This is a genomic window from Mesorhizobium sp. M7A.F.Ca.MR.148.00.0.0 (assembly GCF_003997735.1).
GTDB lineage: Bacteria > Pseudomonadota > Alphaproteobacteria > Rhizobiales > Rhizobiaceae > Mesorhizobium.
This window is the reverse complement of record NZ_RZTB01000002.1, coordinates 68,912-94,790: the sequence shown is the minus strand read 5'-3', so window position 1 is coordinate 94,790 and position 25,879 is coordinate 68,912. Positions and strand designations below refer to the sequence as shown.

General features: G+C 63.6%; 24 protein-coding genes. 18 read left to right on the top strand and 6 right to left on the bottom strand.

Translation table 11 applies throughout. The annotated features are described in order from the left end of the window. The 18 genes from EOB49_RS37250 to EOB49_RS01275 all read left to right on the top strand — a co-directional run. A partial coding sequence (locus EOB49_RS37250; RefSeq protein WP_245472390.1) for an ABC transporter permease subunit occupies positions 1-523 on the top strand: 523 nt, incomplete at its 5' end. 3 nt (positions 524-526) lie between these two features. Continuing rightward, positions 527-1,606: an amino acid ABC transporter permease gene (locus EOB49_RS01360; RefSeq protein WP_127267663.1), complete on the top strand. Its 1,080-nt coding sequence runs from the start codon at positions 527-529 to the stop codon at positions 1,604-1,606. 11 nt (positions 1,607-1,617) lie between these two features. Then, positions 1,618-2,382, top strand: a complete 765-nt coding sequence (locus EOB49_RS01355) for an amino acid ABC transporter ATP-binding protein (RefSeq protein WP_127267664.1) — start codon at positions 1,618-1,620, stop codon at positions 2,380-2,382. Positions 2,383-2,414: 32 nt separating this feature from the next. Continuing rightward, positions 2,415-3,845, top strand: coding sequence for an FAD-binding oxidoreductase (locus EOB49_RS01350; RefSeq protein WP_245472388.1), 1,431 nt, complete (start codon positions 2,415-2,417; stop codon positions 3,843-3,845). Positions 3,846-3,940: 95 nt separating this feature from the next. Beyond that, positions 3,941-5,611, top strand: coding sequence for a thiamine pyrophosphate-binding protein (locus EOB49_RS01345; protein ID WP_127379924.1), 1,671 nt, complete (start codon positions 3,941-3,943; stop codon positions 5,609-5,611). Next, on the top strand, positions 5,608-7,701 hold the full coding sequence (locus tag EOB49_RS01340; protein WP_127329455.1) for a hydantoinase/oxoprolinase family protein: 2,094 nt from the start codon (positions 5,608-5,610) through the stop codon (positions 7,699-7,701). Before EOB49_RS01345 ends, EOB49_RS01340 begins: the two co-directional genes overlap by 4 nt. Then, positions 7,698-9,317 (top strand): hydantoinase B/oxoprolinase family protein, encoded by a 1,620-nt coding sequence (locus EOB49_RS01335; protein WP_127379923.1) that lies wholly within the window; start codon positions 7,698-7,700, stop codon positions 9,315-9,317. Before EOB49_RS01340 ends, EOB49_RS01335 begins: the two co-directional genes overlap by 4 nt. Beyond that, positions 9,314-10,513 (top strand): pyridoxal phosphate-dependent aminotransferase, encoded by a 1,200-nt coding sequence (locus tag EOB49_RS01330; RefSeq protein ID WP_127379922.1) that lies wholly within the window; start codon positions 9,314-9,316, stop codon positions 10,511-10,513. The genes EOB49_RS01335 and EOB49_RS01330 overlap by 4 nt, the downstream gene beginning before the upstream one ends. Positions 10,514-10,516: 3 nt before the next feature. Further along, complete coding sequence (locus EOB49_RS01325; protein ID WP_127379921.1) at positions 10,517-11,329, top strand: NAD(P)-dependent oxidoreductase; 813 nt, start codon at positions 10,517-10,519, stop codon at positions 11,327-11,329. A 365-nt stretch (positions 11,330-11,694) separates the two neighbouring features. Then, entirely contained in the window at positions 11,695-11,919 is a 225-nt protein-coding gene (locus EOB49_RS01320; RefSeq protein ID WP_013529641.1) for an alkylphosphonate utilization protein, read from the top strand. 259 nt (positions 11,920-12,178) lie between these two features. Next, positions 12,179-12,481 carry a DUF982 domain-containing protein gene (locus tag EOB49_RS01315; protein WP_127269540.1) on the top strand — a complete coding sequence of 101 codons (303 nt, stop codon included), beginning with the start codon at positions 12,179-12,181 and terminating at the stop codon, positions 12,479-12,481. A 447-nt stretch (positions 12,482-12,928) separates the two neighbouring features. Next, complete coding sequence (locus EOB49_RS01305; RefSeq protein WP_032808122.1) at positions 12,929-13,018, top strand: K(+)-transporting ATPase subunit F; 90 nt, start codon at positions 12,929-12,931, stop codon at positions 13,016-13,018. A 20-nt stretch (positions 13,019-13,038) separates the two neighbouring features. Then, positions 13,039-14,742, top strand: coding sequence for a potassium-transporting ATPase subunit KdpA (gene kdpA, locus EOB49_RS01300; protein WP_127379919.1), 1,704 nt, complete (start codon positions 13,039-13,041; stop codon positions 14,740-14,742). Positions 14,743-14,767: 25 nt separating this feature from the next. After that, entirely contained in the window at positions 14,768-14,965 is a 198-nt protein-coding gene (locus EOB49_RS01295) for a hypothetical protein (protein ID WP_245466407.1), read from the top strand. Further along, positions 14,962-17,055, top strand: coding sequence for a potassium-transporting ATPase subunit KdpB (kdpB, locus tag EOB49_RS01290; RefSeq protein ID WP_127379918.1), 2,094 nt, complete (start codon positions 14,962-14,964; stop codon positions 17,053-17,055). Before EOB49_RS01295 ends, kdpB begins: the two co-directional genes overlap by 4 nt. Before the next feature lie 12 nt (positions 17,056-17,067). Continuing rightward, positions 17,068-17,634 carry a potassium-transporting ATPase subunit KdpC gene (gene kdpC / locus EOB49_RS01285; protein WP_127321033.1) on the top strand — a complete coding sequence of 189 codons (567 nt, stop codon included), beginning with the start codon at positions 17,068-17,070 and terminating at the stop codon, positions 17,632-17,634. A gap of 54 nt (positions 17,635-17,688) precedes the next feature. Further along, complete coding sequence (locus EOB49_RS01280) at positions 17,689-20,424, top strand: sensor histidine kinase KdpD (protein ID WP_127379917.1); 2,736 nt, start codon at positions 17,689-17,691, stop codon at positions 20,422-20,424. Continuing rightward, entirely contained in the window at positions 20,421-21,113 is a 693-nt protein-coding gene (locus EOB49_RS01275) for a response regulator transcription factor (RefSeq protein WP_127379916.1), read from the top strand. Before EOB49_RS01280 ends, EOB49_RS01275 begins: the two co-directional genes overlap by 4 nt. A gap of 12 nt (positions 21,114-21,125) precedes the next feature. Here EOB49_RS01275 and EOB49_RS01270 read toward each other — a convergent pair whose 3' ends face one another. The 6 genes from EOB49_RS01270 to EOB49_RS01245 all read right to left on the bottom strand — a co-directional run bounded on the left by EOB49_RS01270 (position 21,126) and on the right by EOB49_RS01245 (position 25,872). Next, a complete protein-coding gene (locus EOB49_RS01270; protein ID WP_127379915.1) occupies positions 21,126-22,562 on the bottom strand; it encodes an MFS transporter in 1,437 nt (478 codons plus the stop codon). A 211-nt stretch (positions 22,563-22,773) separates the two neighbouring features. Beyond that, complete coding sequence (locus EOB49_RS01265; RefSeq protein WP_023810132.1) at positions 22,774-23,253, bottom strand: DUF992 domain-containing protein; 480 nt, start codon at positions 23,251-23,253, stop codon at positions 22,774-22,776. A 92-nt stretch (positions 23,254-23,345) separates the two neighbouring features. After that, the gene (locus EOB49_RS01260) at positions 23,346-23,822 is read right to left on the bottom strand and encodes a DUF992 domain-containing protein (RefSeq protein WP_127290636.1); all 477 of its coding nucleotides are present in this window, start codon (positions 23,820-23,822) and stop codon (positions 23,346-23,348) included. Between the two features lie 202 nt (positions 23,823-24,024). After that, complete coding sequence (locus EOB49_RS01255) at positions 24,025-24,867, bottom strand: tetratricopeptide repeat protein (protein WP_127379914.1); 843 nt, start codon at positions 24,865-24,867, stop codon at positions 24,025-24,027. 138 nt (positions 24,868-25,005) lie between these two features. After that, positions 25,006-25,284 carry a 30S ribosomal protein S21 gene (gene rpsU, locus EOB49_RS01250; RefSeq protein WP_023810129.1) on the bottom strand — a complete coding sequence of 93 codons (279 nt, stop codon included), beginning with the start codon at positions 25,282-25,284 and terminating at the stop codon, positions 25,006-25,008. A gap of 201 nt (positions 25,285-25,485) precedes the next feature. Then, positions 25,486-25,872, bottom strand: coding sequence for an SET domain-containing protein-lysine N-methyltransferase (locus EOB49_RS01245; protein WP_127321971.1), 387 nt, complete (start codon positions 25,870-25,872; stop codon positions 25,486-25,488). Between the last annotated feature and the right edge of the window lie 7 nt (positions 25,873-25,879).

Genomic DNA, 25,879 nt, shown 5'->3' with positions numbered 1-25,879 from the left:
TGCCTGCGCGGCCATCGTTCTGGTGGCCGGCCGCCTGGCCGACTCGCCGCTGCTCGATTTTCCGGCGCTGCAAGGTCTCAATCTGCGAGGCGGCCTGCGCATTCCGCCGGAGTTTGCGACACTGGCCATCGCGATCGCCATCTATGGCGGCTCCTACATCGCCGAGATCGTGCGCGGCGGGTTCAAGGCTGTCGGCAAGGGCCAGGTCGAGGCGGCTCTTTCCCTGGGCCTCGGCCCGTGGCGGGTCTTCATGCTGGTGCGGCTGCCGCTGGCACTACGCGCCATGCTGCCAATCCTCGCCAACCAGTATGTCTGGCTGATGAAGGCGACCACAATGGGCATCGCGGTGGGCTTCACCGATTTCTTCATGATCGTGGCGCTGACGATCAACCATTCCGGCCAGACAATCGAAGCGATCGGCATCCTGATGGCTGGCTTCCTCGTCATCAACCTCAGCCTCGCCGCCATCTTCAACCGCATCAACAAAGCAATCGCCCTCAAGGGCAACCAGTTGAGGGGGTGAGGGATGGAAATGGTCGTTGTCGCCCCTCCTGCCATTGGCAAGATCGAGGATCTGAGGCGGCGCTTCTTTGCGACGCCCCTGCAGGCATTGCTGTCGCTGGCTTCCCTGGCGGTCATGGTCTTCCTGGCCTGGAAGCTCCTGAATTGGGCGGTTTTCTCGGCTGTCTTCACGACGAGCGGCGGACCCGAAGCCTGCCAGGCGGCGGCGGGAGCCTGCTGGTCGGTCATTGCCGCGCGATGGCGCATCATCCTGTTCGGCCTCTATCCCTATGACGAGCAGTGGCGGTCGGCCCTGGCTTGCCTGATCGTCGTGGTCATGACGGTGCTAAGTTGCGTTCCAGCCTTCTGGACGGGTCGCCGCATCGCACTCGTATGGGGAGCCGGAACGGCGCTTTTCTACGTGCTGATGAAGGGCGGCGTGCTTGGTCTGCCCTATGTCGGCGAGGAGGCCTGGGGCGGACTGGCGCTGACCCTGTTCATCTTCGTGACCACCTGCCTGATCGGCTTCCCGCTGGCGATCTGCCTGGCGCTGCTGCGCCGCTCCGGCCTGCCATGGATTTCCCGTACCACCGGCCTCATCATCGACGGGGTGCGTTCATTGCCTCTGATCTCGATCCTGTTCACCTTCGCCATCGTGCTGCCGTTCGCACTGCCGCAATGGCTGGTGGGCGACAAGCTGTACCGGGTGATCCTGGGCTCGGCCCTGTTTTTTTCCGCCTATCAGGCGGAGATCGTCAGGGGTGGGATGCAGGGCGTTCCCAGTGGGCAAGAAGAGGCAGCCATGGCGCTTGGCATGCGCTATTGGCAGCGCGTCGGCCGCATTCTTCTACCGCAGGCCATGCGCAATGCGCTGCCGGCGACGATCAACCAGTTCGTGATCTCGTTCAAGGAAACTTCGCTGGTGATCATCGTCGGCTTCTTCGAGATCCTGGCCTCCGGCAATGCCGCCTACGGCACCGGCGAGTGGCGCTTCGCCTATGTCGAGGTCTATGCCTTCATCGCCTTCATCTACTTCATCTTCGTGTTCAGCCTGTCCCGCTATGGCGCTTTTCTCGAGCGCCGTATGTCGGTCGGCGAACGATAGGGGGCGTTTACGTGATTTCAGGAAACTCGCCCCGATCCAGCGGCCCCGCGGTGCTGATCGAAAATCTCGACAAATATTACGGGACATTCCAGGCGCTGCGAAAGGTGAGCTTGTCCGTGGATCGCGGCGAGAGGATCGTCGTCTGCGGCCCGTCCGGCTCCGGCAAGTCCACCATGATCCGCTGCATCAACCGTCTGGAGCAGCACAATGGCGGCCGGATCACCGTGCTCGGCACCGAGCTCAACGACGATGTCGGCAACATCGACGGGATCAGGCGGGAAGTCGGCATGGTGTTCCAGCACTTCAACCTGTTTCCACACATGACGGTGCTGGAGAACTGCATGCTCGCGCCCATGATCGTACGCAAGGTGCCGCGCGCGGATGCCGAGGCGACCGCCCGGCGCTATCTGGAGAAGGTACGCATTCCCGAACAGGCAATGAAGTATCCCGGTCAGTTGTCCGGCGGCCAGCAACAGCGGGTCGCGATAGCGCGTGCCCTTTGCATGCAGCCCGAGATCATGCTGTTCGATGAGCCGACCTCTGCGCTCGACCCGGAAATGATCGCGGAAGTGCTCGACGTCATAGTCACGCTCGCCTCCGAAGGCATGACAATGATCTGCGTCACGCATGAGATGGGTTTTGCGCGCCGGGTTGCCGACCGGGTAATTTTCATGGATGGAGGCGAGATCGTCGAACAGGCGCCTCCCGATGAATTCTTCACCTCCTCTCGCAACGAGCGCACGCGGCAGTTCCTGTCGCAGGTGCTTGGTCACTGATCGATGCAACGATCCCGCGTCAGGCCGCAGCCATGTCCGTGACTGATCCCGTCACCGCCTTGCGCGAGATGCTCGGACCGAAAGGCTGGCTTTCGGGCAGCGATGCCAGGCCCTATCAGCGCGATTGGCTCGATCGCTACGGCGTCGCGGCTCTAGGCGTGGCCAGGCCTGCGGACACCTCCGAAGTGGCCAGTGTCGTAAAGACATGCCACGCGGCCGGTCTGGCGGTCGTGCCGCAAGGCGGCAACACCGGGCTTTGCGGCGGCGCCGTCGCCGATCGGCCGGATGCGGTGATCGTTTCGCTTTCGCGCATGACGGCGATCGGCAAACCGGACTTGGACAGCGGCTCGATCCTCGTCGAGGGGGGAGCCGTGCTTGCCGCGCTGCACGAGGCGCTGGAACCGCACGGCCTGATGTTTCCGATGCATCTCGGCGCGGAAGGCAGCGCCAGGATCGGCGGCCTGGTCGGCACCAATGCCGGCGGCAGCCAGGCATTCCGGTATGGCATGATGCAAGACCTCGTGCTTGGCCTGGAGGTCGTGACCCCTGACGGGGCGATATGGAACGGGCTGCGCGCGGTGCAGAAAGACAATGCCGGCTACCAGTTGCGCAAGCTCTATTGCGGCGCGGAAGGAACGCTTGGCATCGTGACGCGCGCGATCCTGCGGCTCTACCCGATGCCGCGGCGGCAGGCGAGCGCGCTTGTCGTCGTGTCCGATTTCGCCGCGGCGGTTTCGTTTGGCACCTTTCTGCGGGGCGAGGTGGGGGAATTCCTGACCGGGCTCGAGTTCTTCTCCGACATCGGGCTGGGACTGGCCCTCAAACACCTGCCCGACCTCGCCTACCAGTTGGAGGCACGCGGCGAGGTCTATGTGCTGATCGAACTGGCATCGGGCGCCCCCCGCGTTCCGCTCGACGAGATACTGGCTTCGGCGCTGGAGTGGGGCATAGAGCAAGGCCTGGTGCTGGACGGAGCATTGGCGGCGACGGGCGCGCATCGCGCACAATTCTGGCGGCTGCGAGAAGAGCAGCCGGAAGGACAGAGGCTGGAAGGAGAGCAGCTGAAGCACGACATCTCGGTGCCTCCGGGCGCTATCGCCCGTTTCGTAGAGGCCGGCGCAGAGATCTGCGACGACATTCTTCCCGGCGTGCGGATAAACCCGTTCGGGCATCTCGGCGACGGCAACATCCACTACAATCTGTCGCCGCCGGAAGGCCGCGCCGATTTTGACGGCAAGGCCGAGCGGTTCGCCGAGGCGCTATCGTCGCTCGCCACGGAAATGGGCGGCAGTTTCGCGGCCGAGCATGGACTTGGCCGCGCAAAGATCGCCATGGCCGACCGAAACCGCAGTCCATTGGAACGCGAACTCATGGCGCGGCTCAAGGATGCATTCGATCCACGGGACACGATGAATCCGGGCGTGCTGGTGCGCGCTGCTCGGCAAAGAAAAACTTTCGAATAGACGGCATTTCTTGATTTCGCCCCGAACCGCCTGCGTGCACCTATGAACCGAAGCCAGGCTCGATCGACCTGCCGCCAAAGTGAGGATGTTGAAGCATGATCCGCAATGGCGGCCGCCTTCTCGTCGAGTGCCTGATCGGGCTTGGCGCGACCAGGAGCTTCGGCGTGCCCGGAGAAAGTTATCTGGCCGTCCTGGACGCGCTGCACGACACGCAGGGAAAGCTGGACTACACGCTTTGCCGCAATGAAGGCGGCGCGGCGTTCATGGCCTCGGCCTACGGCAAGTTGACCGGCTCGCCAGGCATCTGTTTCGTGACGCGCGGCCCAGGCGCCACCAACGCCAGCATCGGCGTTCACACGGCCATGCAGGACAGTTCGCCGATGATCCTGTTCGTCGGCCAGGTCGGCACCGACATGAAGGGCCGCGAAGCGTTTCAGGAAATCGACTACCGGTCGGTGTTCGGCACGGTCGCCAAATGGGTGGTCGAGATCGACGATGTCATGCGCCTGCCCGAGATTGTGGCGCGGGCATGGACGACCGCATTGACCGGACGACCTGGTCCCGTCGTGGTCGCGCTGCCCGAGGACATGCTGACCACCATGACCGAAGCGGCTCCGCTCAGCGCACCGGCGGCCATTTTCGAGCCGGCGCCGGCGCCGGAAGCGATCGCTTCGGCCTTCAGGCTGCTGGCCAAGGCCGAGAGGCCGGTCCTGCTCATGGGCGGCGCCAACTGGACCGTGGACGGACGCGCGGCGCTACAGGCTTTCGCAGAGGCTTCCGACATCCCTGTCGTGGCGGCCTTTCGCTATCAGGACCAGTTCGACAACCATTCGCCGGTCTTTGTCGGCGAGGCCGGCGTCGGCATGGTGGCGCATGTCAAAGCCCTGCTCCGCGAGGCCGACGTGATCCTGGCCGTCAATGTGCGTTTTGGCGAGATGACCACGGACGGCTATACGCTGCTGTCCGTGCCGGTGCCGCGCCAGAAACTGATCCATGTCCATGGCTCCGATCGCGAGATCGGCAAGATCTATGTGCCGGCCATCGGTATCCATGCCGGGCCGAACGCTTTTGCCCGGGCGTTGACGCCCGTCAAAGGCGGCTGGGCGGACTGGCGCGCCGCGGCCCGCAAAGCCTATGAAGGGACATTCGGCGCGCCCGTCCAGCCCGGCCCGGTGGACATGGTGGAGGTCAGCGCCTGGCTGCGCGCAAACCTGCCTGCCGACGTCATTCTCACCAACGGCGCCGGCAATTTCACCGTCTGGCCGAACAAGTTCTTCAAGTTCGGGCCGTACGCACGGCTGCTCGCCCCGCAGTCTGGCGCCATGGGCTACGGCCTGCCGGCGGCAATTGCCGCCAAGGTTGCGTTTCCAGAACGCACGGTCGTCTGCTTTGCCGGCGACGGCGACTTCCAGATGAATTGCCAGGAACTCGGAACCGCCATGCAGGCTCGCGCGCAGCCGATCGTGCTGATCCTCAACAACGGCATCTACGGCACGATCCGCGCCCATCAGGAGCGCCACTATCCGGCGCGCGTTTCGGGCACGTCGCTCGAAAACCCTGATTTCGTGACACTGGCAAAGGCCTATGGCTTCCATGCCGAGCGGGTCGAGGCGACGCGCGATTTCGCGGCGGCGTTCGATCGGGCGCTCGGATCCGTGACGGGAGCGGTCCTCGACATCGCCATATCTCCCGAAGCGCTGACGCCCCGACAGACCCTTTCCCAGATGCGTGACGCCGCGCTCGCTTCCCAGAAGGCCAAGGCATGACCTCCAAAGACGACATCCGTCTCGGCGCGGACATCGGCGGCACGTTCACCGACGTCGCGCTCGACCTCAGGGGAACGATCTTCTCCACCAAGGTGTTGACCAATTATGCGGCGCCCGAGCAGGCGATCCTGGACGGCATTGCCGTCGTCACGCGGGATGCCGGTATCGCGCTTGCCGAGATCGGCATCATCATCCACGGCACGACGCTGGCGACGAATGCGCTCATCGAACGCCGTGGCGCCAAGACCGCGCTGGTCACCACCGAAGGGTTCCGCGATGTCATCGAGATGCGCACGGAAAACCGCTTCGAGCAGTATGACCTCGACCTGCAGCTGCCGGCGCCGCTAATCCCGCGCGAGCACCGTTTCACGGTAAAGGGCCGGATCGGCGCGGAAGGCCAGGAGCTTCAACCGCTCGACGAAGCCGCCCTGGAAGGCATTGCCGACCGGATCGCGGCCGGCGGTTTCGGCTCCGTGGCGATCGGCTTCATCCACGCCTACACCAACCCTGATCATGAGCGCCGGGCGCGCGCTATCCTGTCCCGCAAGCTTACCATCCCGATTTCGATCAGCGCCGAAGTCTCGCCGCAGATGCGCGAGTTCGAACGCTTCAACACGGTCTGCGCCAACGCCTATGTGCGGCCGCAGATGGCGGACTATCTCGCGCGTTTCCAGACTCGCTTGAAGGAGATGGGCGCCGAGTGCCCGGTCTTCATGATCCATTCGGGGGGCGGTCTGATCTCGGTGGAGACGGCCTCGGAATTTCCCGTGCGCCTCGTTGAGTCCGGCCCGGCCGGCGGCGCCATCTTCGCCGCCGACATCGCCAGGCGATTCGGCCTGGAAAAGGTCGTCTCCTATGACATGGGCGGCACCACTGCAAAGATCTGCCTGATCGAGGATTATGCGCCGCGCACCGCCAGAACCTTCGAAGTGGCGCGTACCTATCGCTTCTGCAAAGGTTCCGGCATGCCGATCTCCATTCCCGTGATCGAGATGATCGAGATCGGCGCCGGCGGCGGCTCGATCGCCTGGGTCGATGCCATGGGCCGCATCCAGACCGGCCCCGAAAGTGCCGGATCGGAACCTGGCCCGGCCTGCTACGGCCGCGGCGGCAGGCGCCCGGCCATCACAGATGCCGACCTGGTGCTCGGCAAGCTCGATCCCGACAATTTCGCTGGCGGCGCCATCAGGCTGGACACGTCCGCATCCGAACAGGCGATCCTGCGCGATGTCGGCGAACGCCTGTCGCTCGATGCCATGGCGACGGCCTTCGGCATCTGCGAGGTGGTGGACGAGAACATGGCCAATGCCGCCCGCGTCCATGCTGTCGAAAACGGCAAAAACATTTCCGACAACGTGATGATCGCCTTCGGTGGCGCGGCCCCGCTTCACGCCGCAAGGCTTTGCGAGAAACTCGGCATCGACCAGTGCATCGTCCCCAAGGGCGCGGGCGTCGGATCGGCGATCGGCTTCCTCAAGGCTCCGTTCGGCTACGAAGCCCTGGCATCCCGGCTGACGCGGCTGTCGCAGTTCAAGCCGGCCGAGGCCAATGCTTTGCTCGACGACCTCAAAGTGTCAGCCGAAAGCTTCGTGCGGGCAGGGGCCAACGGTACGATCACATGCGAAATCACCGCCTTCATGCGCTACGCCGGCCAGGGCTGGGAAATCCCCGTGCCGCTGCCGGACAAGCCGTTCGGCAATGATGCCGCAACCACGCTTGAGGATTTGTTCCAGGCGAATTACCAACGCTTCTTCGGCCGCGCCATCGAAGGACTTGGCGGCCTGGAAATCGAGATCGTCACCTGGTCCGTGAAGGCGACGGATGTCCGGCCTGCTGTCGCCAGGCACGAGCTGATCACCGGCAAGCGGACCACTCAGCCGGCAACAAGCCGCGCGGTGTTCGATCCGGCCAGCGGTGCGCCGCGGACCTATGGCATCGTCGAACGGGAGGGGCTGTGCACCGGCGATCGGGTGGCGGGCCCGGTCATCATCGTCGAACGCGAGACGTCCACCGTCGTCACCACGAGCTTCGACGCCGTCATCCAGAGCGACGGCGCAATCCTTCTGATCCGCAAAGGCAGCCAGGCATGAGCGACATCAGTGAAATCCGCATGCAGGTTATGTGGAACCGGTTGATCTCGGTGGTCGAGGAGCAGGCCCTCACCTTGCTGCGCACGGCTTTCTCGACATCGGTGCGCGAGTCAGGCGACCTGTCGGCGGGCGTGTTCGATCCCCGCGGCCAGATGCTGGCACAGGCGGTGACGGGAACGCCCGGCCATGTCAACACCATGGCCGAGGCGGTGCTGCATTTCATGAATGAAATCCCGCGCGAAGCCATGTTCGAGGGCGACACCTACGTCACCAATGACCCCTGGTTGGGCACGGGCCACCTGCACGACATCACCATGGTGTCGCCGTCGTTCCTGAACGGCGAATTGGTTGCGTTCTTCGCCTGCACGGCGCATGTGGTCGATGTCGGTGGACGCGGCTTCGGCGCTGACGGCAAGTCGGTCTACGAGGAAGGCATCCAGATCCCGATCATGAAGTTCGCGGAGAAGGGCAAGGTCAATCTCGATCTCGTCAGGATCCTGCGCGCCAACGTCCGCGAGCCGAACCAGGTCGTCGGCGATTTCTATTCGCTCGCCGCCTGCAACGAAGTCGGCCACCGACGCCTCGTCGACATGATGAAGGAGATCGGCCTGGCATCGCTGGACGGGCTTGGCGAGTTCATCTTCTCGCGCACCCGCGACGCCATGGTCGAACGCATCAAGGCGATGCCCAAAGGCAGCTGGTCGAACGCGCTGGTGACCGACGGCTACGACGAGCCGGTGAAACTCGCGGCGACGGTCACTGTTCGGGACGCCGGCGTCGAGGTCGATTTCACCGGTACCGACCCGATGAGCCGATGGGGCATCAACTGCCCGATCATCTACAGCAAGGCCTATGCCTGCTACGCGTTGAAATGCGTGGTGGCGCCCGATATTCCTAACAATGCCGCGTCGCTCGCCTTCTTCACCGTGTCGTCTCCGGTCAACATCCTGAACGCCGTGCGGCCGGCGCCGGTGGCGCTCAGGCACATCTTCGGCCACATGGTTCCCGATCTGGTGCTCGGCGCGATCGCCAAGGCGATGCCCGGCAAGATTCTTGCCGAGGGCGCCGGCGCACTGTGGAACATCCATATCTCGGTTCGGCCGGTCTCCGGCGGTTCGGGCCGCCGCGCCGAGGTGCTGATGTTCAATTCCGGCGGCATGGGCGCGCGCCCCGGTCTCGACGGATTGTCGGCGACGGCCTTCCCCTCCGGCGTCCATACGATGCCGATCGAGGCAACGGAGCACACCGGGCCGATCGTCATCTGGCGCAAGGAGCTGCGGCCCGATTCCGGCGGCGACGGCGAGTTCCGCGGCGGGCTCGGGCAGGTTATCGAAATCGAGGCGATCGAGGGCCATGAATTCGACTTCTCGGCCATGTTCGACCGCGTCAATCATCCCGCCCACGGGCGCAACGGCGGCGGACCTGGAGTGGCCGGCGTGGTCAGGCTGGACGATGGCACGCAGATGCGACCCAAAGGCTGGCAGCATGTTCCGGCCGGCCGTCGGCTGATCCTCCAATTGCCGGGCGGCGGCGGCTATGGCGATCCGTCCAAGCGCAGCACCGAGGCGCGGGCGAACGACCGCTCCAAGGAATACATTTCGGAGAACGGCAAATGAGCTACATTGCCTCGCGCCTGTCTGCGGTGAAGCCGTCGGCGTCCATGGCTGCTTCGCAGGCAGCCAAGGCCCTGCGCGCCAAGGGCGTCGACGTGATCGATCTTGGCCTGGGCGAGCCGGATTTCCCGACACCGAGCCATATCATCGAAGCGGCGCATGTCGCCGCGAAGGCCGGCCAGACGCTATACACGGGTGCCGCCGGCACGGCCGAGGTGCGCGAAGCCGTGGCCGGCAAGTTCCGCCGCGAAAACGGACTGGACTACACGGCGGACGACGTCGTCGTGGCCAATGGCGCCAAGCAGATCATCTTCAACGCGCTGATGGCGACGCTGGAGTCTGGTGACGAAGCGATCCTGCCGGCGCCCTACTTCGTCTCCTATCCCGAGATGGTGAAGCTGCTCGGCGGCACGCCTGTCGTTATCGAACCGGAAACTTCCGGCTTCCGGCTGACGCCGGAGCTGCTGGAAAAAGCCATCACGCCAAGGACGAAATGGCTGTTCCTCAACATGCCCGGCAACCCCTCCGGCGCCATATATTCGCAATCGGACCTGCGGGCACTCGGAGCGGTTTTGGCAAGGCATCCGCAGGTGCTGGTGCTTTCCGACGAGATTTACGAGCACATCCTGTTCGACGGACGCGACTTCGTCTCCTTCGGCAAGGCTTGCCCGGAACTCAGGGACCGCACCCTGATCGTCAACGGCGTCTCCAAATCCTATGCGATGACCGGGTGGCGTGTCGGCTATGCCGCCGGGCCGGCGCCGCTCACCAGGGCGATGGCGATCATCCAGAGCCAGTCCTGCACGTCCGTCTGCTCGATCGCGCAAGCGGCGACGGTGGCCGCGCTCAACGGCCCCCAGGACGAGGTGGCACGCTTTCGGCAGGCGTTCGAGGCGCGCCGCGACCTTGTCGTCGACGGCATCAGGCGGATCAACGGTCTTACGCTTTCGCCACCGGAAGGCGCCTTCTATGCCTATATCGGATGCGCCAGCCTGATCGGCCGCAGGACCCCAAAAGGCGTCGTGCTCGAGGACGACACGGCAGTGGCGAATTATCTCCTGAACGAAGGGCGCGTGGCCTCGGTGCCGGGCGCCGCCTATGGACTTTCCCCCTATTTCCGCATCTCGACCGCGACCGGCGAAGAGGTGCTGACCGAAGCGATCGCGCGCATCAACGCCGCCGTCGCGCAAGTGGAGTAAATCATGCCGCATTACGAACGCATCCTGATCACCGGCGCGGCCGGCCGCCTCGGTTCGGAACTGCGAAAGGGGCTGGTGCCGCTGGCAAAAACGATCCGCCTGGCCGGCCGCGAACCGTTCGGCGATCTTGCTCCACACGAGGAAGAAGCGGTCTTCGACCTCGCCGATATGGAGGCGACGATTGCCGCCACCAAGGATTGCGACGCGATCGTGCATTTCGGCGGCGCACCACTCGAATGCGAATGGCAAACCATCCTGGATTCCAGCATCCGCGGCTCCTATCACATCTACGAGGGCGCCCGGAAACACGGGGTGAAACGAGTCATCTATGCCTCCTCCGTGCATGCCGTCGGCTATCACGAGGTCGAGGCGCATATCGGCGTCGACGCGCCGGTGCGTCCCGACAGCCTCTATGGCGTGTCGAAGAACTTCGTCGAGAGCCTGAGCCGGCTTTACTGGGACAAGTTCGGCATCGAGACGGCGTGCCTGCGCATCTTTTCGTCCTTCCCCGAACCGGCGGACCGTCGCATGCTGTGGTCATACCTCTCCTTCGCCGATTGTGTGCGTCTGGTCGAGGCAGCTCTCACCGCGCCGCGCGTCGGCCATACGATCTCCTTCGGCCTTTCCGACAACAAGGTGAAAACGGTCGACAACAGCGGCGCCAACCATCTGGGGTTTTCTCCGCGGGATAGTGCCGAGCCGTTCCGCGCAGCGGTCGAGGCGAAGACGCAGATTCCGGATCCCAAGGCGCCATCGGTGAAGTATCTGGGCGGGTGGTTCTGCGAGCTTGGCCATCCGGACGAAAAGGGGGCGTAGCTATCGAAATACCAATCCGCCAGATGGCGCAGACCGGAAGCCGAGATGCGGCAGGCGGTGGATTCACGCATGGTGGCGGAGATCGAGGAGGTTGTCGGCGGCGCCGGCTTCGATGCGCCACGCCGACCACGGTCATGGATCAGATCTGGCAGCGGTACCTGCAGACGATGCCCGACCTTTCCGCGCAAGCATTTCGTCCACCATGGGCGTCGAAGGCTCAGAGATTTATGCGCTGCGCGCTTCTCGTCGCACATGTTCCAAGTCGGCCACCAGATGGCCGCCTGAAATATTGACGGTTGCCGGTCGTCATCGGTTTTGGGATTCTCACCTGATCTGGTAGTGGGATCCAAATCACAGGAGATGGCATGCCGAACGATGTAATCGTGCGCGACAGCAATGGCGCTCAATTGAATGACGGTGATTCCGTAACGCTGATCAAAGACCTCAAAGTCAAAGGCACTTCGGAGACGATCAAGCGCGGCACGTTGGTGAAGGCCATCCGCCTGAACGGCAATCCCGGCGAGATCGAATGCAACACCAAGCAAGTGAAAGGCCTGGTGCTCAAGACCGAGTTCGTGAAGAAGGCGTGAGCCTCAAGGCGGCAAGCGATCTCGATGGCTCCTTCGGGATTTTGGAGAGCCTGCCGTCGCCAAGGGGGCTGCGGAGCCGTTGAGCGTCCGGCACGCGATCGTTGCGCTGCGAATTGATAACTTCGCCGACCAGGCACAATCAAAAAAATCGCCAAGTCCCAAGCTGGAACCTCCGGCCTCATTGCGCGTTTCACGGCGTCCCGTTCGCGGACCCGCCCGGATATCTCTCCAAGCGCGCGAAAAACCAGGAGCCCGCTTCATGCACGACAAGCTGTTTCATTCACCGGTCGCACTGTCGGTCGGCCTCGGCTTCAAGCGCGAGATTGCCTCGCTGGCCGAAATGCACGATTTCCTCACCAATTGGACGACCTCCCGCCGCGGCCCGCTTTACCGAAACGCGGTGGAGACATGTGATCTGGCCGTTCCAGGTTATGTGAGCGTCGAGCAGGCGCGCCGGGCGTTGCTCGAATTCGCGCAAGCCGCCGGCATCCTGTGGCCGGACCTCGAGCCGGTGGCGGGCGTGCACGCCGTTGCGCGTGGCTATGGCGGCTACGCCGCCTGAAGATTGATGTTCTCCGTGGCGGCTAAAGCCACACCACCATAGAAAGCCCGGCTGGCCCTCAGCCGGGCTTTCGCGTTTCCGGCAGCTCGCAAGGAAATCGCAATCCTGTAGCCGTGTGTCTTGGGCGACAATCCTGCGTGGAGTGTCGGGAAGAGCCCGCGCAAAAATCTTTATGAAATTCCTATTTCTTTCCACTGCGCCCCGTCTCGAACCTTTATGGCGATCGGGTCCATATTCCTTTCAGAAAATACAACCGGTTCCGTCGCCAAAGATGCGACGGGACACTTTCGAGATATTGCGAACTCTCCTGTCAAATCCGCAAAGTACAAAAGAACAAAAGGAATAAACACAATGGATATGGCCGTTATCGGAATCGGAATTTTGTTCTTTGCCCTTTGTTTCGCCTACATAAAATCTTGCGACGCGCTCTAGAGCGAGGCTGAAAAAATGATCGTCGACTATATTCTCGGTGGCGGCGTTACGCTGTTCCTGCTCGCCTACCTGACATACGCCCTCGTTCGTCCAGAACGCTTCTGAAGGCACGGAAAGCCACACCCATGACACTGAACGGTTGGATACAGATCCTGGTCTATTGCGGGATCGTCGTTTTGCTGGTGAAGCCGCTCGGCGGCTACATGCACCGCGTCTTCAACGGCGACCGCACGCTGCTTTCGCCGGTCCTTCGCCCGCTTGAGCGTGGGCTTTATCGTATTTGCGGAACCAGCGAACGCGAGGAACAGCACTGGACCACCTACGCGGTCGCCCTGCTGCTCTTCAATCTCGCCGGCTTCCTGGTGCTTTATGCCCTGCAGCGTCTGCAGGGCAGCCTGCCTTACAACCCTGCCGGCATGACAGCGGTTGAACCAGGGTTGGCCTTCAACACCGCCGCCAGCTTCATGACCAACACCAACTGGCAGAACTATGGTGGCGAGAGCACGATGTCCTATCTCGTGCAGATGGCCGGGCTGACGGTGCAGAACTTCGTTTCGGCGGCCACCGGCATTGCCATCGCCATTGCGCTGATCCGCGGCTTTGCCCGGGCGTCCGGCAAGTCGATCGGCAATTTCTGGGTCGATATGACCCGCTCCACACTCTATCTGCTGCTGCCGTTCTGCATCGTGCTGACGCTGGTCTATGTCTGGCTCGGCATGCCGCAGACGCTCGGCGCCTACGTCAACGCCACGACGCTGGAAGGCGCGCAGCAGACCATCGCCGTCGGCCCGGTCGCTTCGCAGGTGGCCATCAAGATGCTCGGCACCAATGGCGGCGGTTTCTTCAACGCCAATGCCGCGCACCCGTTCGAGAACCCCGACGCGATCTCCAACCTGATCCAGATGGTGTCGATCTTCGCCATCGGCGCCGCCTTGACCAATGTCTTCGGCCGCATGATCGGCAACCAGCGCCAGGGCTGGGCGATCCTCTCGGCCATGGGCGTCATGTTCATCGCCGGTGTCGCCATCTGCTACTGGGCGGAAGCCGCCGGCAACCCGCTGGTGCATTCGCTGGGCATCGACGGCGGCAACATGGAGGGCAAGGAGAGCCGCTTCGGCATCGCCCTGTCGGCGCTGTTTGCCGTCATCACCACGGCCGCTTCCTGCGGCGCCGTCAACGCCATGCACGGCTCGTTCACCGCGCTCGGCGGCATGATCCCGATCATCAACATGCAGCTTGGCGAAGTCATCGTCGGCGGTGTCGGCGCCGGTCTCTACGGCATCCTGATGTACATCGTCATCGCCGTCTTCGTCGCCGGCCTGATGGTCGGCCGCACGCCCGAATATCTGGGCAAGAAGATCGAGGCCAAGGAGGTCAAGATGGCTATGCTGGCCATACTGTGCCTGCCGCTGGCGATGCTGATCTTCACGGCCATCGCCGTCGTGCTGCCGACCGGCGTGGCGTCGATGGGCAATGCCGGCCCGCACGGCTTCTCCGAGGTTCTGTATGCCTACACTTCGGCGGCGGCCAACAACGGTTCGGCCTTTGGCGGCCTCAGCGGCAACACGCCCTGGTACAACATCACGATCGGCATCGGCATGCTGATGGGCCGCTTCCTGGTCATCATCCCGGCGCTGGCCATTGCCGGCTCGCTGGTGGCGAAGAAAACGGTTCCGGCTTCCGCCGGCACCTTCCCGACCGATGGCCCTCTGTTCGTCGGGCTGCTGGTCGGCGTCATCCTGATCGTCGGTGGCCTCACCTTCTTCCCGGCGCTCGCCGTCGGGCCGATCATCGAGCACCTGGCGATGGTTCACGGGCAGACCTTCTGAGACCGTCATGTCCTGGTTCAATGCCATGCGCCGCAAGGTCGGCCACAGGGACGATCACCGAAAGGAGGAGAGACCTCCTCCTTTCCCGACCCTGTCGACGTTTCTCGGCCTTGCGGCAGTCATGCTCGTCCTCTGGCTGCTGGCCTACGGGCCGCCGCATTTCCTTTCGGCATCCAATCATCGGGTGCCGTCCAACAACACCGAAGCCGGAGCTTCAAAATGAGCAACTCGAAATCAGCAAGCATCATGGATGCACGCATCCTGGTTCCCGCCATTGGCGGCGCCTTCCGCAAGCTCGATCCGCGCACGCTGGCCAGGAACCCGGTGATGTTCGTCGTTGCCGTCGTCTCGGCGCTCACCACGGTGCTGTTCGTGAAGGACCTGGTCACCGGAGGCGGCAATCTCGGCTTTACGCTGCAGATCATCATCTGGCTTTGGTTCACCGTGCTGTTCGCCAACTTCGCCGAAGCGGTCGCAGAAGGCCGCGGAAAGGCGCAGGCGGATTCGCTGCGCAAGGCACGCACCGAGACCCAGGCCAAGCTCTTGACCGGTGAGGACCGCACCAAATACAAACTCGTGCCCGGCACCAGCCTCAAGGTCGGCGATGCCGTCCTGGTCGAGGCCGGCGACATCATCCCGTCGGACGGCGAAGTGGTCGAGGGCGTCGCGTCGGTCAATGAGGCGGCGATAACAGGCGAATCGGCGCCGGTCATCCGCGAATCCGGTGGCGACCGTTCGGCGGTCACCGGTGGCACCCAGGTGCTGTCAGACTGGGTCCGCGTCCGCATCACCGCCGCCTCCGGCCATACCTTCCTCGACCGCATGATCTCGCTGGTCGAAGGTGCCGAGCGCCAGAAGACGCCGAACGAGATCGCGCTCAACATCCTGCTCGTCGGCATGACGCTGATCTTCGTGCTGGCCACCGCGACGATCCCGAGTTTTGCCTCCTACTCGGGCGGCTATATCTCGGTGACCGTTCTGGTGGCGCTGTTCGTCACCTTGATCCCGACCACGATCGGCGCGCTGCTTTCGGCCATCGGCATCGCCGGTATGGACCGTCTGGTGCGATTCAACGTGCTGGCCATGTCGGGCCGCGCCGTGGAAGCCGCAGGCGACGTCGACACGCTGCTGCTCGACAAGACCGGCACGATCACACTCGGCAACCGCCAGGCGACGCAGTTTCGCCCGGTCAAGGGCGTCACCGAACAGGAACTGGCCGACGCGGCTCAGCTAGCCTCGCTCGCCGACGAGACGCCGGAAGGCCGCTCCATCGTCGTGCTGGCCAAGGAGAAATACGCCATCCGCGCCCGCGACATGGCAACGCTGCACGCCACTTTCGTGCCCTTCACAGCGCAGACCCGTATGAGCGGCGTCGACATCGATGGTTCGTCGGTGCGCAAGGGCGCCGTCGATTCCGTGCTTGCCCATGTCAACCAGTCGGCAGCTGCCGCCCATGGCACGCGCCCAAGCAGCGAATCCATCCGCGATCTCCAGTCCATCGCCGACGAGATCGCCAAGTCCGGCGGCACGCCGCTGGCGGTCGAACGCGACGGGCGCCTGCTCGGCGTCGTCCACCTCAAGGACATCGTCAAGGGCGGCATCAGCGAGCGTTTCACCGAACTGCGCCGCATGGGCATCCGCACGGTGATGATCACCGGTGACAACCCGATGACGGCGGCGGCGATCGCCGCGGAAGCCGGCGTCGACGACTTCCTCGCGCAGGCCACACCGGAGGACAAGCTGAAGCTGATCCGCGACGAACAGGCCAAGGGCAAGCTGGTGGCCATGTGCGGCGACGGCACCAACGATGCACCCGCCCTTGCACAAGCCGATGTCGGCGTCGCCATGAACACCGGCACGGTTGCCGCCCGCGAGGCCGGCAACATGATCGATCTCGACAGCGATCCGACCAAGCTCATCGAGATCGTCGAGATCGGCAAGGCGCTCTTGATGACGCGGGGTTCGCTGACCACCTTCTCGATCGCCAACGACGTGGCCAAGTATTTCGCTATCATTCCGGCGATGTTCGCCGTCTTCTACGTCGCACCGGGACAGACGACCGGCCCGCTGCAGGCACTCAACGTCATGCATCTGGCGACGCCGCAAAGCGCCATCCTGTCGGCCATCATCTTCAACGCACTGATCATCATCGCGCTGATCCCGCTGTCGCTGAAGGGCGTCAAATACCGCGCCATTGGCGCCGGCGCGCTGCTCAGCCGCAATCTTCTCGTCTACGGCCTCGGCGGCCTCATCGTGCCTTTCGTAGGCATCAAGGCGATCGACATGATCGTCACCGCGCTTGGCCTTGCTTAAGGAATTACGCTCATGTTCAAACAGATAAGACCCGCGATCATCATGATCGTCTTCTTCACGGTCCTGACCGGCCTGATCTATCCCTTGGGCATGACCGGCATCGCCCAGGCGATCTTCCCGCGCCAGGCCAATGGCAGCCTGATCGAGAAGGATGGCAAGGTCATCGGCTCCGAGCTGATCGGCCAGGGCTTTGCCAGCGACAAGTATTTCCATGGCCGCCCCTCGGCCGCTGGCGACGGCTACAACGCCGCCGCCTCGAGCGGCAGCAATCTCGGCCCGACCAATCCCAAGCTGATCGACCGCATCAAGGGCGACGCGGAAAGACTGAAGGCGGAGAATCCGAACCAGCCCGTCCCGATGGACCTGGTGACGACGTCCGGCAGTGGCCTCGATCCCGATATCAGTCCCGAAGCAGCCTACTTCCAGGCCGCCAGGGTGGCCAAGGCCAGGGGGATCGATGAAGCCAAGGTCAAGGCGCTTGTCGATGCCCAAGTCGAGGGCAGGGAACTCGGCTTCATGGGCGAACCGGTGGTCAATGTGCTCGGTCTCAACCTTGCGCTGGACGCCGCGAAACAGTGAATGGTGTGGGCCGGGGATCGACAGTATCCCCCGCGCCATCCATGATCGGTCCCGATGCTGGACGACAGAAGCAACGACGCCAGACCTTCTCCCGACGCACTGCTTGACCATGCCGAGCGGGAAGGTCGCGGCCGGCTGCGGATATTCCTGGGTGCCGCTCCCGGCGTAGGCAAGACCTACGAGATGCTGATGTCGGGCCGCGCCAGGCTGACCGACGGCGTGGATGTGGTGATCGGTGTCGTCGAGACGCATGGGCGCAAGGAGACACTGGCCCTGGTCGAGGGTTATGAGGTCATTCCCCGCCGCAAGGTCGACTACAAGGGGCGCATCCTCGACGAGATGGATATCGACACCATCCTCGCCCGGCGCCCGGCGCTGGTTCTCATCGACGAACTCGCCCACACAAATGCGCCTGGCAGCCGGCACCCCAAGCGCTATCTCGATGTCCAGGAAATCCTGACGCACGGTATCGACGTCTACACGACGCTCAACATCCAGCATGTCGAAAGCCTGAACGACGTCGTCGCCCAGATCACCAAGGTCAGGGTTCGCGAGACGGTCCCCGATTCCATCATAGACCAAGCCGACGATGTCGAGATCATCGATCTCACCCCCGACGACCTGATCAAGCGGCTCGAGGAAGGCAAGGTCTATTTCCCCAACACCGCGCAGCGCGCGATCGAGAACTATTTCTCGCCGGGCAATCTGACGGCGCTCAGGGAGCTGGCGCTGCGCCGCACCGCGCAGCGCGTCGACGACCAGTTGCTGATCCATATGCAGGCCCACGCCATTCCCGGACCGTGGGCCGCGGGGGAAAGGGTTCTCGTCTGCGTCGACGCGCGTCCGGGCGGGGCGGCGCGTATTCGCTACGCGCGCAGGCTGGCCGACCGGCTCCGTGCCCCGTGGACGGCGCTGCATGTCGACAGCCCTCGCTCGGCCAGCATGCCCGAAGCGGACAAGGATCGGCTCGCTACGAACCTGCGGCTTGCCGAACAGCTCGGCGCCGAGGTGACCACCATTCCCGGTCAGAACATCGCGCAGGACATTGTTCGCCACGCGACGGCGAACAATTTCACCCATATCGTGGTCGGCAGGCCGACCCGGTCGCGCTGGCGGGAATTGCTCGAAGGCTCGCTCACCTACGATCTCATCCGCAATGCCGGCGACATCAGCGTCCATGTCATTTCAGGAACCGAACGCAACGCCGAGGTGACGTCGAGGAGTGTCAAGGCGGCGGACGAGCAGTGGCAGTTCGAGATCTGGCCCTATCTCAAGGCCACGGCCTTTGTCATCGGTTCGCTCGCCTTCGCCGTCGTTCTCGACCAGTTTCTCGACGTTCGCAACCTGGCGATCATTCTTCTCATCGGCGTACTGGCATCGGCGGTAACCGGCGGTCTGTGGCCGGCTCTGTACGCTTGTTTCGCCAGCGCCCTTGCTTTCAATTATTTCTTCCTGGAGCCTCGTTATACGCTGACGATCCGGGATCCGGAGAGCATCGTCGCGCTTGGCGTCTTTCTCGTCGTTGCGGTCATCGCCAGCAATCTGACGGCGCGCGTGCAGCGCCAGGCCGTCGCCGCCCGCTCGCGGGCGCGGGCCACGGAAGACATCTACCTCTTTTCAAAGAAGCTCGCCGGCGCCGGCACGCTCGACGACGTCCTTTGGGCCACGGCCTTCCAGATCGCCTCGATGCTGAAGCTGCGGGTGGTGCTGCTTTTGCCGGAAGACGGGACCATCACCGTCAAGGCCGGCTATCCGCCCGACGACACGCTGGCCGAGGCCGACATCGCCGCCGCCCGCTGGGCCTGGGAGCACAATCGTGCGGCGGGTCGTGGCGCCGACACGCTTCCGGGCGCCAAGCGCCTCTATTTGCCCTTGCGGACGGGGCGCACGGCCATCGGGGTCGTCGGCCTCGACAACGACAAGCAGGGTCCGCTGCTGACGCCCGAGCAGCAGCGGCTGCTTGACGCACTGGCCGACCAGGCGGCGGTCGCCATCGAGCGTATTCAGTTGGTTGCCGACGTCGACCGCGCCAAGCTCGCCGCTGAGGCGGACAGGCTGCGCTCGGCGCTGCTCACCTCCATTTCCCATGATCTGAAAACGCCGCTCGCCGCCATCATGGGCGCGGCCGGCACGCTGCGGGATTTTTCAGCAGCGCTTCCCGAACCGGACCGGGCCGAACTGCTGTCGACGGTGCTCGACGAATCCGAGCGGTTGAACCGCTTCATCGCCAATCTGCTCGACATGACCAAGATCGAGTCCGGCGCGATGGAGCCGAACTACGCCTTTCACTATGTCGGCGACATCGTCGGCTCCGCCTTGCAAAGGGCCAGGAAAATCATTGGCGAGCACAAGATCGAGACCGACATCCCCAAGGATTTGCCGATGTTGAAGGTCGACCCGGTGCTGTTCGAGCAAGCGTTGTTCAATCTTCTCGACAATGCGGCGAAATATGCCCCGGCAAGCTCGACGATTCGCATGCAGGGTTGGACCGACAATGGCTCCGTACTGCTGCAAGTCATGGATGAAGGGCCAGGCATTCCTCCCGGCGATCTGGAACGAATTTTCGACACGTTCTATCGAGTGCGCAAGGGGGACCAGATCCGCGCCGGTACGGGGCTCGGCCTGTCGATCTGCCGCGGCTTCGTCGAAGCGATGGGTGGCACGATCATGGCGGCAAACCGGACCGACGGTTCGGGCGCGGTGTTCACCATCAAAATGCCCAGGCCGGCAAATCCGCCCAATTTCGACGCTTCGAATACCGACGACCACGACGTGGGTGACCTGGCATGACAAACTCGAACGTCAGGATATTGGTCGTCGATGACGAGCCGCCGATCCGCAAGCTGCTGCGCGTCGGGCTCGGCAGCCAGGGCTACGCGATCAGCGAGGCGCCGAACGCCAGGGTGGCGATAGAGCTGATGGAGGCCGAGAAGCCGGACCTCGTCCTGCTCGACCTTGGCCTGCCCGGCATGAGCGGCCATGAGCTGCTGCGCAAATGGCGCGACGATGGTCTCGACATTCCAGTGGTCATCCTGTCCAGCCGGACCGACGAGGCCGGTATCGTCCAGGCCCTGGAACTCGGCGCCGACGACTATGTCACCAAACCTTTCGGCATGAACGAGCTGGTGGCGCGCATTCGCGTGGCGCTCCGCCACAAGTTCCAGCAACAGGGCGAGAAGCCGATTTTCCAGACCGGCGATCTCAGCGTCGACCTGGTCAAGCGCATCGTCAAGGTCGAGGGCAAGGAGGTAAAGCTGTCGCCGAAGGAATACGACATCCTGCGCATGCTGGTGCAGCACGCCGGCAAGGTGCTGACACACCATTTCCTGCTGAAGCAGGTCTGGGGCGATTCGACCGATGTGCAGTATCTCAGGGTTTATGTCCGGCAGCTCAGGCAAAAGATCGAGAAGAGCCCCGACCAGCCGCGCTACATCACCACCGAGACGGGCGTCGGCTACCGCCTGCGCGAGGTTGAGTGAGCAGGCCAGGTTTTAGCCGATAGCTTCCCGTGGCTGGCCAAGCGGTCTGGAAACCCGCAAAGCCGCGAGGCAGCCGACAATGCCGAGCGGCACGAAGGCAAGAAACAACCACGACGCGACATTCGCCGCCGCGTCGTGGTTCAGGCCTTGCGAAAAGCCGCTGGCGTTGGCGACGATGCCGGCGAGTGCGGCGCCCACGGCATAGCCGATGCGCTGCATGGTCGGCACCGCCGCCGAGGCGATGGTCTGCTCGCCCTCCGGGGCGGAGGCGACGATGACGCGCGTCAGGAACGGCCAGGCGATGCCGAAGCCGCCGCCTTGCAACAGGGCACATATCAGGATCAGCGGGATGGAGCCCAGGGGTATCGCATACGCAAAGCCGGCGATGCCGGCCGCGATCATCACTGCGCCGCCGACGATGATCAGCCGCTCGCGCTGCGGCGGCGCGTTGGCGACCAGGATCGACAGGATCGACCAGGCTATCGATTCGGCGGCGATGATGTAGCCGGTGGTCAGCAGCGGAATGTCGTGAAGGCTGGTCAGCAGCAGCGGTCCGTAGACGCCGAAGGAACAGGTCGCCACCGAAAAGGCGGCAACCATGGTCATGCCGGCGCCGACCGGCGTGCGCCATGAGAACAGCCGCGCCGGGAACAGCCGCGAACGCGGCTTCAGCGCGTCGATGGTGAAGAACAGCACCAGGCCGATGAGGCCCAAGGCAATCAGCAGCGAGGAACGCAGCAAGGCGATGTCGACGCCGGCCGAGGCGATCAGCACCACGGCGACGGCAAGGCAGCCAAGGGCCGCGAACGGGAAGGGCGGCGCCTTGCCCGTGCTCGTCTTGGGTTTCGTCGCCTGCGGCGTGTCGAGCACGAGGAAGCTTGCCAGCGCCATGGCGGCGCCGCCGAGTGTGAAGATGCCGAAGGCCCAGCGCCATGACAACAGCTCGGTCATGATCGCGCCGAGCAATGGTCCGCTGAAGGCGGCGACGCCCCAGATCGCCGACATGATGCCGAAAAGCTGCGGCCAGATGGCGCGCGAGAACAGTCGTTCGACCGAGACGAAGGCCAGCGACACCAGCGCACCGCCGCCAAGTCCTTCGATCAGGCGGCCGGCGAGGAACAGTTGCATGGAAGGCGAGGTGGCGCATATCAGCGCGCCTGTTGCGTAGAGCAGCGCGGCGACCACCATGTTGGTGCGCAAGGGGACATAACTCACCAGTCGTCCGGCGGCCGCGCCGGCAACGATGGCGCCGAGTTCGTAGATCGCCAGCGACCAGCCGACGAGCTGTACGCCCGCCAGTTCGCCGACCATGGCCGGCATCACCGTTGCCACCATCGTTTCGTTGGTGGCGTGCAGCAGAATGCCGAGGCTGATGAAGCAGAAGCGCGCCAGGTCGCCGCTTGCCCACAATACGCGCCAGTCGACCCTGTTCGTGCTGATCCCGGTCATTTCCACCCCCGTCTTGCATATCTCGACGCCAGCGCAGGACGCCAGAAGCCAGTACGGGTTTCCGGCAGGACCATGCGAATCGACAGCGCTGGATCGAGGCGTTGTTGCGCTCGGGGCAGGCTTGTAAAACCTCAACCGGGGTTGAGCTCAAGCGGTTTTTTGAGGGCCGTTCGCGCGGATGCCCCTTCCGTTGGCGGGCTTCGTTGCGCGATCAATTCTCGGTGCTGCGCAGCTGGAATTGGCTGACGCCGATCGCGAGGTTCATGCCGGTCTGCGTCTGCAAGCTGAGCGGCTGCAAGGTGAAGGCCTGAGAGGAGCCGCCGACCAGCAGATTGGCGCCGGCGCCGACGGCGGCCGTCACCTCCGCGCTGGCGCCGATATAGTCGCCGGCCAGCGCACCCGGCGCATAGATGTTCTTCAGCGGCGTCAGCACGATCCACTGCATGACCGTCTGCTTCGTCGTGCCGATGTCGAGGCCGTATTTGTTGACGGCGCCGAAATAGGCTTCCGGCGCGAAGCTTTTGTCGGCGGGGTTGAAGGTGCAGCTCAGATCCTTGCTCGAACCGAAGATGAAGCCGGTGCCGCCGCCTATGGCGCAGTCAAGCGTACCGACTTCCATGCCTCGGTCCTGCGCCTGCACCGCTCCGGATAGCGTGGTGAACATGGCGGCAGCTATGGCTGTCTTCAGCATGATGGTTCCCCCCCAAATCAAACGGCGCGAAACCATCCTATCTGGTTCCGCGCCGCGGGGTGAGGGGTCATGGAGCGCACGGCTCCATGCAATCACTTGAATGAGTGGATCAGCTGGAGCGAGGTCACGGCCACGGCAAGGTTGACGCCGGTCTGCGCCTGGACGCTGAGCGGCTCCAGCATGACGGCGCTGTCCAGGCCGCCAACCAGCAGATTGGCGCCGCCGCCGGTCACCACGCTCGCCTCGGCGTTGACACCGTAGTAGCTGCCGGCGAGATCGCCTCCGTCACGATCCCGGGTCGCGGCCAGCACGGCCCAGACGAGCTGGCCCTGATGCGTCTGGCCGACATCGAGGCCGATCTTGGAGATGACGCCTGTGTAAATCTCGGACGGCCCGTGATGATGAGGCCGGAAGACACAGGACACGCCCTTGTTGGAAGCGACGATATAAGCGGTGCCGCCGTCGATGGTGCAATCGAGCGTGCCGAGTTGCAGCTTGCCGGCGCTGGCCGGAGCCACCGCGAACATCGTCGTGGCGAGGGCAGCGGCGCAGGCGAGTTTCTTGATCATGGGAGGGTCCTTTCGCAAAATACTTTCAACAACGGCTTGGGTGGGTAGACCGTTCCGCTGAAAACTTGGCGCGATCAAGGCAGGGGCCGAAAGCCTCCTGCCTGGGTTAATGCCCGGTTGCGAAGTGCGTCCTTTAGGACACGCAAAGGATCCCGCGGCACTTGGATGTCACGCGGATTTGTATGGGAAGCCGAAACCGAGATCAGCTGACGCGGGCGAGGCCATCCTTGGCCGGCTGGTAGGTAGGGTCGAGGCGAACGGCTTCCTTATAGGATTTCGCGGCCTTCGCCTTGTCGCCGCGCCGCTCATAGATCAGCGCCTGGTTGGACCACGCCTCGGCATTCCTGCCGTCGAGCTTGATCGCCATGTTGAAATCGGAAAAGGCGTTGTCCTCGTCGTTGGTCGCCAGATAGGAGAGGCCGCGGCCGTTGTAGGGCTCGGCGGCGTCCGGCGCCAGCGAGATGGCGGTCGAGAAGTCCTCGATGGCGAATTTGTGCTGGCCCTGGCTCTGATAGATCAGGCCTCGATTGTGGTAGGCGCGCGCGTCGGTCGTATCGAGCTGGATTGCCTTCTGGAAGTCGTTGAAGGCGTCCTGGGTGCGACCCGCCTTGCGGTAGAGATTGCCGCGGCCGATATAGGCGGCGTCGTAGTTGCCGTTGATCTGGATCGAACGGTCGTAGTCCGCGAGCGCGGCTTCCTGATTGCCGAGGAAGCGCTGGATCAGCGCGCGATTCGAATAGGCCTGGAAGAAATTCGGGTTGAGCTGGATGGCTTGATTGAAATCTTTGAGCGCCGCCTGGTACTGGCCGCCACGACCATAGGCCGAGCCGCGCACATTGTAGCCTTCGGGATCCTGGGGATTGCGCTGGATGACCGCCGACAGCGAAGAAATGTTCTCGCTCGACCCTTGCGCCTTGTCGATGTTGTTGAATTCACCGGTCGGGCCCGCCGTTTGGCAGCCGGCAAGCGCCAGTCCGGAGAGCAGGGCCGCTGTCAGGGCGAAACCACGCAATGCAGTCCCGCGCTCCACGCTCGTTGCGTTCATGTCTGCCCTGTCCTCACTTCAAGCCGCGTCGTTCAGGTCCGGCTCCCCCTCCGGACCGGTCACATCAAAACAAAAAGGTGGCGGCGATTCCACATCGCGCCACCTCTGATATCCTTCGAAAAGGACGAAAAATTGGCGTTAGAACCGCGGCGGACGCGGAGCGCCACCTGCACCGCCGGCGGCGCCAGCAGCAACAGGGCGCGGCGTCATCGGCAGCAGGCCTTCGCGCTGGGCGCGCTTGCGGGCCAGCTTGCGGGCGCGGCGGACAGCTTCAGCCTTTTCACGGGCGCGCTTCTCGGACGGCTTCTCGTAGTGACCGCGCATCTTCATTTCGCGGAAAATGCCTTCGCGCTGCATCTTCTTCTTGAGAGCGCGAAGCGCCTGATCAACGTTATTGTCGCGGACGAGTACCTGCACGGGCAATCCTGTCTTTCGGGTTTGATATCAACAGGCAAGCGGCCATAGCCACTAGCCTCCGCGGCGGTTTACACCACGAATTGGGGCGGCTGATAGCAGAATCATGCCGCGCTGTCCACAGCGGAAATGATTTTGCGGGGCCAGCCGCCGTCTGTTTGCCCTGGGACAAGTGTGCCACTTGCCCATGAGATAAGGAGCCGACTAGGCCGTCGCGAGGTGCAGCAGCTCGAAATCCTCGAAGAACTCGCCGTAATCGCAGGTGATCTCCTCGCCCACGGCGATGTCGCGGGTCGCCGTGGCTCCGCCATATTGCGAAAAATCCGTATTCGGATTGCTGGAATGATTCATGAAGCGGCCATTGTCCACTTCATAGACCATGAAACCCGGCCGGTCCGGGCTCGGATAGGCATAGCGGTCGAGCAGTTCCCTGAGATGCGGGGGTGCCGTCTCGTATTTGTCCATGGGGATCAGCCGGTCGAAATCCGGATCGAGCTGCCAGATCGAAGCGCCTTTCCCGATCGGCTCCGCGGCGAACACGCCGACGCCTTCGATCGCGCTCGCAGTCACATAGGTTCTGATCAGCATCATGGTTCCA